This window comes from Pseudotamlana agarivorans, assembly GCF_018860245.1.
Lineage (GTDB): Bacteria > Bacteroidota > Bacteroidia > Flavobacteriales > Flavobacteriaceae > Pseudotamlana > Pseudotamlana agarivorans_A.
Window position 1 is genome coordinate 282055 of record NZ_JAHKPD010000008.1, and the last position, 13494, is coordinate 295548.

11 protein-coding genes are annotated in these 13494 nt (G+C 34.8%); 2 read left to right on the forward strand and 9 right to left on the reverse strand.

Annotation, left to right across the window (positions count from 1 at the left end):
* Window positions 1-92: 92 nt before the first annotated feature.
* From asnS to rplM, 9 genes are all read right to left on the reverse strand, one after another.
* Window positions 93-1526, reverse strand: coding sequence for an asparagine--tRNA ligase (gene asnS, locus KO493_RS04020; RefSeq protein ID WP_216066657.1), 1434 nt, complete (start codon window positions 1524-1526; stop codon window positions 93-95).
* 118 nt (window positions 1527-1644) lie between these two features.
* The gene (locus tag KO493_RS04025; RefSeq protein WP_216066658.1) at window positions 1645-4050 is read right to left on the reverse strand and encodes an efflux RND transporter permease subunit; all 2406 of its coding nucleotides are present in this window, start codon (window positions 4048-4050) and stop codon (window positions 1645-1647) included.
* A 46-nt stretch (window positions 4051-4096) separates the two neighbouring features.
* Window positions 4097-5434 (reverse strand): hypothetical protein, encoded by a 1338-nt coding sequence (locus KO493_RS04030; protein WP_252723150.1) that lies wholly within the window; start codon window positions 5432-5434, stop codon window positions 4097-4099.
* Window positions 5435-5539: 105 nt separating this feature from the next.
* Entirely contained in the window at window positions 5540-6097 is a 558-nt protein-coding gene (gene frr, locus KO493_RS04035) for a ribosome recycling factor (protein WP_216066659.1), read from the reverse strand.
* 40 nt (window positions 6098-6137) lie between these two features.
* The gene (gene pyrH / locus KO493_RS04040) at window positions 6138-6845 is read right to left on the reverse strand and encodes a UMP kinase (RefSeq protein WP_216066660.1); all 708 of its coding nucleotides are present in this window, start codon (window positions 6843-6845) and stop codon (window positions 6138-6140) included.
* A gap of 199 nt (window positions 6846-7044) precedes the next feature.
* Window positions 7045-8019, reverse strand: coding sequence for a translation elongation factor Ts (gene tsf, locus KO493_RS04045; RefSeq protein WP_216066661.1), 975 nt, complete (start codon window positions 8017-8019; stop codon window positions 7045-7047).
* Window positions 8020-8104: 85 nt separating this feature from the next.
* Window positions 8105-8881, reverse strand: coding sequence for a 30S ribosomal protein S2 (gene rpsB / locus KO493_RS04050; protein WP_216066662.1), 777 nt, complete (start codon window positions 8879-8881; stop codon window positions 8105-8107).
* Window positions 8882-9070: 189 nt separating this feature from the next.
* Entirely contained in the window at window positions 9071-9457 is a 387-nt protein-coding gene (gene rpsI, locus KO493_RS04055; RefSeq protein ID WP_067145102.1) for a 30S ribosomal protein S9, read from the reverse strand.
* Window positions 9457-9912, reverse strand: coding sequence for a 50S ribosomal protein L13 (rplM, locus tag KO493_RS04060; RefSeq protein ID WP_216066663.1), 456 nt, complete (start codon window positions 9910-9912; stop codon window positions 9457-9459). The genes rpsI and rplM overlap by 1 nt, the downstream gene beginning before the upstream one ends.
* A gap of 222 nt (window positions 9913-10134) precedes the next feature.
* Here rplM and KO493_RS04065 point away from each other — a divergent pair, with 222 nt between their 5' ends.
* Window positions 10135-11766 carry an ABC-F family ATP-binding cassette domain-containing protein gene (locus KO493_RS04065; RefSeq protein WP_216066664.1) on the forward strand — a complete coding sequence of 544 codons (1632 nt, stop codon included), beginning with the start codon at window positions 10135-10137 and terminating at the stop codon, window positions 11764-11766.
* Window positions 11767-12194: 428 nt separating this feature from the next.
* A complete protein-coding gene (locus KO493_RS04070; RefSeq protein WP_216066665.1) occupies window positions 12195-13364 on the forward strand; it encodes a lipase family protein in 1170 nt (389 codons plus the stop codon).
* Window positions 13365-13494: the final 130 nt, after the last annotated feature.

Consider the following 13494-nt stretch of genomic DNA (forward strand, 5'->3'; position numbering starts at 1 on the left):
TATTATAAGTACAAACTCGTGCCTAATAGGTTTTATGGCCTTAAGGTAATTGATAAATTAAGTAATGTTGTATGCTGGTTGGTGAGAATGAATTAAAATTCTGCGTTTTGTGGCGTTCTAGGGAATGGAATCACATCTCTAATATTGCTCATTCCAGTAGCAAACATCACTAAACGTTCGAAACCTAAACCAAACCCAGAATGAACTGCAGTCCCGAATTTACGTAAATCCAAATACCACCATAATTCTTCTTCAGGAATATCAATGGCAGCCATTTTTTCCTTTAAAACATCTAAGCGTTCTTCACGTTGTGCTCCACCAACAATTTCACCAATGCCCGGGAAAAGAATATCCATGGCTCGAACCGTTTTACCGTCGTCGTTAAGGCGCATGTAAAAGGCTTTTATATTTGCTGGGTAATCAAATAAAATTACAGGACATTTAAAGTGTTTTTCAACAAGGAAACGCTCATGTTCACTTTGTAAATCTGTTCCCCATTCGTTAATAAGATATTTAAACTTCTTTTTCTTATTTGGTTTGCAGTTACGTAAAATATCAATGGCTTCAGTATAACTTACACGTTTAAAATGGTTATCGGTCACAAAATTTAATTTCTCAATTAAAGACATGTCGCTACGCTCTGCTTGAGGTTTTGTTTTTTCTTCGTCTTGTAAACGTTTATCTAAAAACTCTAAATCTTCACGGTTGTGTTCTAAAATGTATTTAATAACCGATTTCATAAAGTCTTCAGCCAAATCCATATTTCCAGCCAAATCCATAAACGCCACTTCTGGTTCAATCATCCAAAATTCGGCTAAATGACGGGAGGTGTTTGAGTTTTCAGCTCTAAACGTAGGTCCGAATGTATAAACCTTACCCAGGGACATGGCGTAAGTTTCAGCTTCTAGTTGCCCAGAAACGGTTAGATTCGTCTCTTTTCCGAAGAAATCTTGAGAATAATCTACTTTGCCGTCTTCGGTACGTGGTATGTTTTTCTCATCAAGTGTGCTTACCTTGAACATTTCACCGGCACCTTCAGCATCACTTCCAGTAATAATTGGCGAGTGCATGTAGTAAAAACCACTTTCATTAAAATATTTATGAATGGCAAATGATAGCGAAGATCGCAAACGCATTACGGCACTAAAAGTATTTGTTCTCGTACGTAAATGCGCATTTTCTCTTAAAAATTCAAAAGAGTGTTTTTTAGGTTGAATGGGATAGGTTTCAGGATCTGAATCGCCTAAAATTTCTAATTTAGAGACTTGAATTTCAACTTTTTGACCTTTACCTTGACTTTCCACGAGTTCACCTTTTACATGAATAGCTGCTCCCGTAGTAATACGCTTAAGCAAGGCTTCGTTAAAGTTTTCAAAATCCACAACACATTGAATGTTATTCAATGTAGATCCATCGTTTAAAGCAATAAAACGGTTTGCTCTAAATGTTCTAACCCAACCTTTTATTTCAACTTCTGGTATAACAATATTTTGTGTTAATAGATCTGAAATAGTTTTTGGTTGCATAGGTGTAAGTGTTGAACTGTAAAGATAATAGTTTACATTGTTTAAATTCAAATAATAAAACTAAAAAATGATATTAAATTTCGGTTTAAAAGCTAAAAATGATGTTAAACTGTAATTTCTAGCTTTTTGAGTTTTTAATTTTATCATCGTTAGGAATAACGTTAATAGCAGGTTTTTTGAACTCTTTCTTGTTAGCAATATTACGTTCCAAAGACAATAATAAAGAAGGTAGCAATAACAAGTTGGCCAACATAGCAAATAAGAGTGTAGCCGAAACCAAAGCCCCTAATGCTACGGTGCCTCCAAAGCTAGAAATTGTGAAAACCGAAAAACCGAAGAAAAGTACAATTGAGGTATAGAACATACTAACTCCTGTTTCTCGTAGTGCCCCATAAACTGAAACTTTAATTCGCCATTTATTGGCTTGTAATTCCTGTCGGTATTTGGCTAAAAAGTGAATGGTATCATCCACAGAAATACCAAAAGCGATACTAAATACTAATATGGTAGAGGGTTTAAGCGGTACGCCTAAATAACCCATTAAGCCAGCGGTAATAACTAATGGTAGTAAATTTGGAATTAATGAAATAATAATCATTTTCCCAGATTTAAACATATAGGCCATAAATAAAGCAATTAATACGATGGCTAATGACAGGGATACGATTAAGTTTTTAACTAAATATTTTGTTCCTTTTTGAAAAACTAAAGCTTTTCCTGTTAAGGTAACATCATATCTGTCTTTAGGGAAAACTTTATCTATTTTGGTGAGTAGATTTTCTTCAATACGCTCCATTTTGTCGGTACCAATATCTTTCATAAATGTAGTGATACGAGCATATTGACCGGTGCTATCCACAAAATTTTTGAGCATGTCGATATCAGAATCGGTTGTTGAATTTTTGGCGTATGATAAAATGAAACTATTCTCTTGAGCCGTAGGTAACTGATAGTATTTGGAATTACCGTTATAGTACGCTTGCTTGGAATATTTTACCAGACCAACCACCGAAACGGGTTTAGATAATTCGGGTGTTTCAAGAATTAATTCTTCAAGTTCGTTCATCCTTTTAAGGGTGGTACGCTTCATGACCCCTTTTTTACGTTTGGTATTAACCATTATTTCAACGGGCATAATACCATTAAATTCTTCCTCAAAAAAACGAATGTCTTGAACAAATTCCGATTTTTGTGGCATGTCTTCGATAAGACTTCCAGAGATTTTTATTTGATAAACACCAATAATACTTGCGATAAGAAGTATTAAGGACGTCACATAAATGGTAATGCGTCTATGCTTCACCATGTTTTCCATCCAATTTACAAAACCACCAATCCATTTTCTGTTTAGGTGTTTTAAATGGCGATCCTTAGGGTATGGTAAAAAAGTATAAACAATAGGGATGATTAGTAAGCACAGCATGAAAATAGCCAGAATGCTTATTGAGGCTACAATACCAAATTCTTTTAAGAGTTTACTTTCTGTTAGTATAAAAGTGGCAAAACCAGAAGCTGTTGTCACGTTCGTCATTAAAGTGGCATTTCCCACTTTAGTAATTACACGCTGTAATGATCTTACCTTATTACCATGTAATTTAACTTCATGTTGGTACTTATTAATAAGGAATATACAGTTTGGAATCCCGATTACAATAATTAACGGTGGAATTAATGCCGTTAAAACGGTGATTTCATAATGTAAGAACCCAATAATTCCAAAGGTCCACATCACACCAATACAAACCACAACAATAGAAATGAAAGTGGCTCTAAATGACCTGAAAAAGAAAAAGAATATTAGAGATGTTACTACGAGTGCTGCAAAAAGAAACATGCCAATCTCATCAATAATATTTTGTGCATTTAATGTCCTTATATATGGCATTCCCGAGGCACGTACATCCAAATTATATGTCTGCTCAAAGGCCTTTATTTTTGGAATAAAGTCGTCAAGCACATAATTTTTTCTGGCAGCAGTGTTTACAATGTCCTTTTTTAAATAAACAGCCGTACGTAAGGTTTTGCTTTCTTTGTTGAATAAAAAACCATCGTAAAACGGATATTTTTCAAACAAATCATTTTGAAGGCTATCTAATTGTGCTACCGATGTTATGGAGTCTTTAATGAAAGGTTCTAGTATAAACTTTTCATGTTCGGTATCTTTAACAAGTTTTTGTAGATCTTTTATGGAAAGTACAGATTCTACAGCGGGGCTTGATTTAAACGAATTGGCAAGATTGTTCCAAGCGTTTAATTTTTCAACAGTAAAAAGGCTAGGGTCTTTAACACCAATAATGATTAAGTTTCCTTCTTCTCCAAAAGTTTCTAAGAATTTATTGTAATTCAGATTGACTTCGTGGTCGTCTGGTAATAAATTGGCTTCGGTATTCGTGAAGCGCATGTTTTTCCAATTCAAACTTAAAAGAATGGTGGCTACGACAATACAAACCAGTATGATTATTTTATTTCGTAAAATAAGTCTAGCGACCGCGTCCCAAAAATCTTCAGTAAATAGTTTAAGCATGCTTTATTTTAAAGTGTGGCAAAGTTAGGAAAAAGGAGCATAATACCTAAAGTGAGACGTTAAATGTGAATTTAAATGCAATGTTATCACTAAAATCAGGGAGGTAATAGGCACCATAACGGTAGGTGAAACTTAATCCAAAACCATAAAGTAGTTTGTTAAGTTCAAAACCAGATTCGGTATATCCATAATTTAAAGTATCGAATGTGATACCCTGATGGCGGTCTTGATTATCCATGTCACCCAAGGCATAACGCGTAATTAAAACCAATTGAGGCTTAAATCTGTCGGTGACTTGAAAGGGTTTTATGAAATACTTTAGCTGAAAAGTGAAAAATTTATCTGAAAAGAATTCATTAAAATACATGGTTTCAAAGCTATTTAGTCCGGCTACCGAAAAGCGTTGTAAAATTTGTTCTTTTCTGATGTTATTTGGATAGGCGTGGTAAAGATGTGTTAGGGGGGTATCACCAATTGCCATTCCTGAAACTAAAATTATTTGTGCAAAATGACTGTTTTCGTTACCAATTTCAAAAATGGTTCTAAAATCTAATTTGGTAAAATTAAAATCACCGTTTATCACATCATGGAAACTTTTTGTGTATTGAAATGAAAACTTAGGAAAGCCTGATTTTACTTCTTGTGTACCAAGTATGGTTTCTTTAAATCTACTAAAAGGACTCCATTGAAAACCTAAAATACCTGCTGTTAAATTAAAGGTTGAATAGTTTTTACCATTAAGCACATAAGCATAATTATAAGTGGGGTCAATATCGCTTACGGCAAAATCAAGTTTACTTAATAAGTGGTCACTTATTTGGTGTTCTAGGGTTAGTGCTGTGGTGACATGTTTATGAAATAGATCGATGTTAAGTAAACGGGGTTCAAAGAATTGAAATACGCGATCGTCAGTAATATATTTGGTGCTCCCTGTTTCTTGAAGGTCATCGGTATAGGCTAAGTTTAACCAAGTATTGGTGTTTTCTGATAAGCGCATACCGCCGCCAATACTATATTTAAAACGATTATCTCTAAACCCGTAAACCACATAACTGTTAATACGGTATTTTTCCGAGAAATCGTTATTGGTTACTCCGCCAATACCCGTTCTAATACCTTCATATTGGTTAAATTTGATGAGATATCTCAAGTCGAAATTGAAATACTTAGTAGGGAAGTATCCTGTACCTATACTTTTTAAGAAAAGGTGCTTCTTTAGTGTGTCTGAAGCCGTTACTAATTGATGCTCTGCCAGAGATTGCGAGCTTACAAAACTTGAAGAAAGTAGAAGCAGTAAAAAAATAGAACGTTTTAGCATTATTGCAACCTCATAATAACAGCGAATTAAAAAAGAGGCTGTATAAAAAGTATTAAAGTACGTCATTCTGAATTTATTTCAGAATTGCATCATATTGATAATCAATCATTATAATAACCTGAATTAAGTTCAGGTTGACGAAAACTTTACTTTCTAGACAGTCTCTTTAATTTATACAGTCATGATTTCTTTTTCCTTATTGTCAAAGACTTCATCAACTTTTTTAACGTATTTATCGGTTAAAGTTTGCACATCAATTTCAGCATTTTTCTTTAAATCTTCCGAAATATCGTCGTTCTTTTTAATATCATTATTGGCATCTTTACGAGCCGTTCTAATACTTACTTTGGCATCTTCAGCTTCAGCTTTTGCTTGTTTTGCTAAATCTTTACGACGCTCTTCTGTTAAAGGTGGTACATTAATAATGATAATATCACCATTGTTCATTGGATTAAAGCCAAGGTTAGAATAAGCGATTCCGCGTTCTATTTCTTGTAGCATATTTTTCTCCCAAGGTTGTACTGTAATCGTTCTACCGTCGGGTGTATTGACGTTGGCTACTTGACCTAATGGGGTTTGAGAACCATAATAGTCTACCATTACGCTACCAAGCATGGCCGGGCTAGCTTTACCAGCTCTAATATTTACAAATTGTTTTTCAAGGTGGATAATCGCATTATCCATGGCTTCCTTAGTGGTGTCTAATATAAATTTAATGTCTTCGTCCATGATTTTAAATTCTTGTAATTAAAGCAAAAATTGGTGAGTCTTATATGTTAACTACGGTTCCGATATTTTCTCCAGAAACTACTTTAAGAAGGTTTCCAATGGTGTTCATATCGAATACAATAATTGGTAATTCGTTTTCTTGACTTAAAGTAAAAGCTGTTGTGTCCATGACCTTAAGCCCCTTTCTTAAAACATCGTCAAATGTAATGCTAGTAAATTTAACAGCGGTTTTATCTTTTTCGGGATCGGCATTGTAAATACCATCCACACGGGTTCCTTTTAAAATAACATCGGCTTCAATTTCTATAGCACGTAAAACAGCTGCAGAATCGGTAGTAAAGTACGGATTTCCGGTACCGCCTCCAAATATTACAACGCGTCCTTTTTCAAGGTGGCGAATGGCTTTTCTGCGAATAAAAGGTTCGGCAACCTCGTTAATCTTGATAGCCGATTGTAAACGCGTAGGGATATCAGCGTCTTCTAAAGCCCCTTGTAAGGCTAATCCATTAATTACAGTAGCCAGCATACCCATATGGTCGCCTTGTACACGATCCATTCCTTTACTGGCACCAGAAAGACCTCTAAAAATGTTACCCCCACCAATAACTATGGCTACTTGTACACCTTTATCTGTAATCGTTTTTATGTCTTGAGCATATTCTGCTAAACGTTCTGGGTCAATGCCATATTGGTGATTTCCCATTAAGGCTTCACCTGAGAGTTTTAGTAATATTCTTTTGTATTTCATGGAATGGATTAATCAATTTGAATGTGCCCGTTTGCACGGGAATTAAAGTTTAGCAAAACTACATAAAATTTTTATTTTTTTTAATTTATATGAATTCAGAATTTAGGAATAAAAAAACCACCATTCTAAAACTTAGAATGGTGGTTTTTATTTATTTGAGATTCCTTCCCGATAGTTGTCGGGATTCACAGGAATAATACTATCCTACAGAAGCACGTTTGAATCCAGAGATTTCAACATCACCGAAAGTAGATACGTAAGCAGCAACAGTTTGCTTTTCATCTTTGATAAACTTTTGATCTAATAAACATTGTTCTTGATCTAAAGTGGTGTTATCAGAAATGAAACGCTCCATTTTTCCAGGTAAAATTCTATCCCAGATTTTTTCTGGTTTACCTTCAGCTTGTAATTCTGCTTTTGCAGCTTCTTCAGCTTTAGCGATAACTTCAGGAGTTAATTGTTGCATAGAAATATAAGAAGGTACATTTTTAAGTGTTTTACCTAAACGACCTAATTCGATATTATCTTTTTCAATAACAGCGATTCTTGCTTCAGTTTCAGACGCTACGTAGGCAGGGTCAAAATCTTTATAAGATAATGAAGTTGCTCCCATAGATGCTACTTGCATAGCAACGTCTTTAGTTAAAGTTTCAGCATTATCAACTTTTGCAGTTAATCCTACTAAAGCAGCAATTTTGTTAATGTGCACGTAAGTTCCAACGAAAGCAGCCTCTAATTTTTCAAAAGCGTTGATTTCTAACTTCTCACCAACAACACCTGTTTGCTCAACTAATTTTTCAGCAACAGTCATTCCACCAAAATCAGCAGCTAAAAACGCTTCTTTTGTAGAAGTTGTTAAAGCGATATCTGCTAATTGATTAGCTAAAGCTAAAAAGTTTTCGTTTTTACCAACGAAATCAGTTTCACAACCTAATACAATAGCAACACCAGCAGTTTGGTCTGCATTGATTTTAGAAACAGCAGCACCTTCAGAAGAATCTCTGTCAGCTCTTTTTTCTGCTACTTTTTGTCCTTTTTTACGTAAAACTTCGATCGCTTTATCAAAGTCACCTTCAGCTTCTACTAAAGCTTTCTTGCAGTCCATCATTCCTGCGCCAGTTGCTTGTCTTAATTTGTTAACTTCAGCCGCTGTTACTTTTACTGTAGTACTCATAGTTATTATAATTTAAAAAAGTCGTTCAATACATTTTCTGTAAAGAAAAGAACTAAACGACTTATTTGTGTTGTGTAAATGTTATTTATTCTTCTTCTTCAGCAGTTGCTTTTGCTTTAGGTGCTGCTTTAGCTTTAGGAGCGTCGTCCTTAGCTGAAGCTGAAGCATCTTTTTCTGCTTTACGTTCTGCTAAACCTTCTGCGATTGCAGATGTTACGTGAGTTAAAATTTTATCTATCGATTTAGAAGCGTCATCATTTGCAGGAATTACATAATCAACTTGACGTGGATCAGAGTTGGTATCAACCATTGCAAAAATTGGAATGTTTAATTTTTGAGCTTCTTTAATCGCGATATGCTCACGCTTAATATCTACAACAAATAAAGCACCTGGTAAACGTGTCATATCAGTAATAGAACCTAAGTTTTTCTCTAACTTAGCTCTTAAACGATCAACTTGTAAACGTTCTTTTTTAGATAAGGTCATGAAAGTACCATCTTTCTTCATTCTATCAATAGAAGCCATTTTCTTAACAGCTTTTCTAATAGTAACAAAGTTAGTTAACATACCACCTGGCCATCTTTCTGTGATGTAAGGCATGTTAATATCTCCAGCTTTTTCAGCAACGATATCTTTTGCTTGCTTTTTTGTTGCAACGAATAAAATTTTACGTCCAGAAGCTGCAATTTTAGCAAGTGCTGCTCCAGCTTCTTCAATTTTAGCCGCTGTTTTGTATAAGTTTATAATATGGATACCATTACGCTCCATATATACATAAGGGGCCATATTTGGATCCCACTTACGCGTCAGGTGACCAAAGTGTACACCTGCTTCAAGTAATTCTTTTACTTCTACTGCCATTTTTGTGATAGTTTACGTTCTGTTGAATTAGCAATGTTCCATTTGGCTTGCGCCTTTGGCTGCATTTAGATGCTAAACTAAATCCTGTTTTTCAATCAGGACAACAATAACTTGTTTTTAATTTTTTTAAAATTCAACCAGATTGAGACTGCTATGAGGCCATTCCCAATCGAGTTGAGGGTGATAATATTAACGTTTCGAGAATTGGAATTTCTTACGCGCTTTCTTCTGACCGAATTTCTTACGCTCTACCATTCTTGGATCTCTAGTTAATAAACCTTCTGGTTTTAAAGTTAATCTGTTCTCAGCATCAACCTCACACATAGCGCGAGAAATTGCTAAACGAACAGCCTCTGCTTGACCAGTGATGCCACCTCCATATACATTTACAGTAATATCAAAGTTGCTGTCATTGTTAGTCAAAACTAAAGGTTGCTTTACTTTGTACTGTAAAGTAGCTGTAGTAAAGTAATTAGTTAAGTCTTTTTTATTAATCGTAATGTTACCGCTTCCCGCAGAAACATAAGCACGAGCAACAGCCGTCTTTCTACGGCCAATTTTGTGAATTACTTCCATTATTTGAATTCGTTTAAGTTAATTGTTTTTGGCTTTTGAGCAGCATGTGCATGCTTTTCACCAACAACAACTGTTAGGTTACGGAATAAATCGGCACCTAATTTGTTTTTAGGTAACATTCCTTTTACTGATTTTTCTACTACTCTTGCAGGATCTTTTCCATACAATTCTGTAGCAGTTAAACTTCTTTGTCCACCTGGGTATCCCGTGTGACGAATGTAACTTTTATCGTTCCATTTGTTACCAGATAACGTGATTTTCTCAGCATTGATAATGATTACATTATCTCCGCAATCAACGTGAGGTGTGAAGTTAGGCTTGTGTTTACCTCTTAAAAGTTTTGCAACTTTAGAAGCTAAACGTCCAAGCGCCTGACCTTCAGCGTCAACAACAACCCACTGTTTGTTTACAGTAGCTTTGTTGGCTGAAATCGTTTTGTAGCTTAATGTGTCCACACTAATTATTTTTTAATTATTAAACATTCCTCTCTTAAAAAGAGTTTGCAAATTTACGATTATATATTTGATTACCAAATAGTGAGCTCACTTATTTTTAATCTGAGTTATTAACTAAAAATGTTAGCGCTTTCTTGTTTCTTAAATCTGCCTCAAAATTCAATAAATATTTGGTTGTCAATAGGATGCTTTTATTAGTTTTGCGGCTTTAATTTTTAGAATATGATTTCAGTAGATAATTTAGCAGTAGAATTTAGTGGACATACTTTGTTTAGCGACGTCTCATTTACCATCAATGCTAACGATAAAATTGCATTAATGGGAAAGAATGGTGCCGGTAAATCCACTATGATGAAAATTATAGCTGGTGTGCAAAGTGGTACTAAAGGACACGTGCGATTTCCAAAGGACGCTGTTATTGCTTATTTGCCTCAACATTTATTAACTGAAGATAACGCTACGGTGTTCGATGAGGCCTCAAAAGCCTTTAGTCATGTTTATGAAATGCGCCATGAAATGGACGAGCTGAATAAGCAATTAGAAACGCGTACCGATTATGAGTCTGATGCGTACATGAAACTTATTGAGCGTGTATCAGATTTAGGTGAAACCTTTTATGCTTTAGAAGATGTTAATTATGATGCTGAAGTTGAAAAGGCTTTAAAAGGTTTAGGTTTTAAGCAAGAAGATTTTACCAGATTAACAAGTGAGTTTAGTGGCGGCTGGCGTATGCGTATTGAACTTGCTAAAATCTTATTACAAAAGCCAGATTTAATTCTTTTAGATGAGCCTACCAATCATATAGATATAGAGTCGGTAATTTGGTTAGAAGATTTTTTATTGAATAAAGCGAATGCTGTAGTTGTGATTTCACACGATAAAGCCTTTATCGATAATATTACTAATAGGACTATAGAAGTTACTATGGGGCGTATTTATGATTACAAAGCGAATTACTCGCATTATTTACAATTGCGTGAAGACCGTAGAGCGCACCAAATCAAGGCTTACGAAGAACAACAAAAATTCATTGCCGATAATATGGCCTTTATTGAGCGTTTTAAAGGTACTTACTCGAAAACCAATCAAGTGAATTCGCGCGAGCGTATGCTTGAAAAGTTAGAGATTATTGAAGTGGATGATGTTGATACTTCAGCATTAAAACTCCGTTTTCCTAAAACCCAACGTTCGGGTGATTATCCGGTTATTGTAAAAGAGGTTTCTAAATCTTATGATAAACACGTCGTGTTTAAAAACGCTAGTATGTCTATTGCACGTGGTGAAAAGGTGTGTTTTGTTGGAAGAAATGGTGAAGGGAAATCAACCATGATTAAAGCGATTTTAGGGCAAATTGATGTTGAAGGTGAATGTGCTTTAGGGCATAATGTGCAAGTTGGGTATTTTGCACAAAACCAAGCTGCTTTATTAGATGAAGAATTGACGATTTTTCAAACAGTAGACGAAGTCGCGCAAGGCGATGTTAGAAAGCAAATAAAAAATATTTTAGGTCGCTTTATGTTTAAAGGTGATGCGATTGATAAAAAAGTAGGTGTGCTTTCAGGTGGTGAAAAAACCAGGTTAGCCATGGTGAAATTATTACTAGAACCTGTAAACTTGCTTATTCTCGATGAGCCTACAAATCACTTAGATTTAAAATCGAAAGATGTTTTAAAGGAAGCTTTATTGGAGTTTGACGGTACTTTGGTTTTAGTATCGCACGATAGAGATTTTCTACAGGGATTATCTAATAAGGTATTCGAATTTAAAGACCAACGTGTTATTGAGCATTTCGAAACCATTGATGATTTCTTAGTGAGAAATAGAATTGAGAGTTTGAAGGCTATTGATTTGTAGTTGTTAAACAGTCTTAACTGGTAAAATTACGCCGAGATACACAGAGGTTTCTCAGAGACTCATAGAACGTTTTTTAGACACAGATTTCACAGATTAACACAGATTCTGGATGTAAAAATTCGTGATAATTCGTGAAATTCGTGTCAAAAATATAACTTTGTGCAGCTCTGAAAACCTTCTATATAATAAGGTGTTCTCTCGCAAAGGCGCGAAGACGCAAAGCTGAAAACGTGAAAAAATCTGAAAAAATCTGTGAAATCTGTGTCTGAAATAAATATTCAGGAGCATGGTGTATTAGTAGTTAATATTTCTCTGTGTAATAATCAATATTAAATCATAATTCTCGGCGAAACTCTGTGAAACCTCTGTGAATCTCCGTGTAACAATATAACAATACAATAATAAATACAATCCCATGTTATAGCTCTATGAGAATTTTCATCGTTTTTATTTTTTTGCTGAATAGCATCAGTGTTTCATCGCAAATGACCGCAGGGTTTAATGCAGATGAAGCTGTTACAGCCATTGCCTTTTGTAATAGTTTTAATTTTCAGGAACAGTTTCAGAGCAATGAAGCCATCATTCCTGAAGGCTTTCAGCTACGTCATACTTCAGATATCTTGAGTATGGATAACAAATTTGAAGTTTATCAGAATGATTCTATTGGTGTTATAAATTTTCGCGGTTCTACTGCAAAACTGGTTAGTTGGATTGAAAACTGTTATTCGGCCATGATTCCTGCAAGCGGAAGTATGATGCTGAATGAGCAATCCTATGACTATAAATTTGCGGAAGATGAGATGGCAGCCGTTCATGCAGGTTATGCCTTAACGGTAGTTATAATTTCTGAAGAATTAGAAGAGCAGATTAATGCCCTTAACGAAAATGGTATTTATCACATTATCATCACAGGTCATAGTCAAGGAGGTGCTTTAGCTACTTTAACACGTGCTTATTTGGAGAATTTACCAAAAGGTGATTTGTCTGAAGAAAACCATTATAAAACCTATGCTTTTGCGCAGCCCATGTCTGGGAATAAGGAGTTTGCCGAAGAGTATGACGCGAGATACAGTAAAACTGGAACCAGTTATTCTATTATTAACCCTAAAGACCCGGTGCCTTATATGCCTTTTAATTATGAAGAAGAGCAGTTAGTGACTAAAGAAAAGGTGGTCTCTTGGCTTTTAGGAACTAGAGAGTTTAAACCTAAAAAGCTAGGCCAAGATGCTTTTATTCGCTTGTTTGAAGGTGGATTAACAAAATACATTAATAATAGTAATGCTTTAATTAATAAGATTCTAGATTTTAAATTCGGTAGTATTGCTATGCCCGATTTTGTGGCCGACATCAATTATTTCCCAACTGGAGCTCGTAAGGAGTTGCCAAAATTTGATTACCCTAAAATAGAAGTTGATAGCACTGGTTTTACTGAAGATGAATTTAGTGATCTGGTTCAACATGAAGACGGGGCCTGGTATAAAAAGGAAACGAAGTTTTTTCAACATAAACCTTATAATTACTACGTTGGGGTTTTAAAAAAATGGAAGTATTTGGCTTATTACGACTTAGAAAATAAGTATTTGCCGGGCGATTTGTAGACCTCCTATTTTTAAGTTTTATGCTTCCTAATGGTCTTTTTCTACATTGAAAGACGAAAATATTAAATAAACAGCTGTTAATCAAAATCTTATAATTATTGTAAGCTGTTGAATTTTGACTAAATTTGCA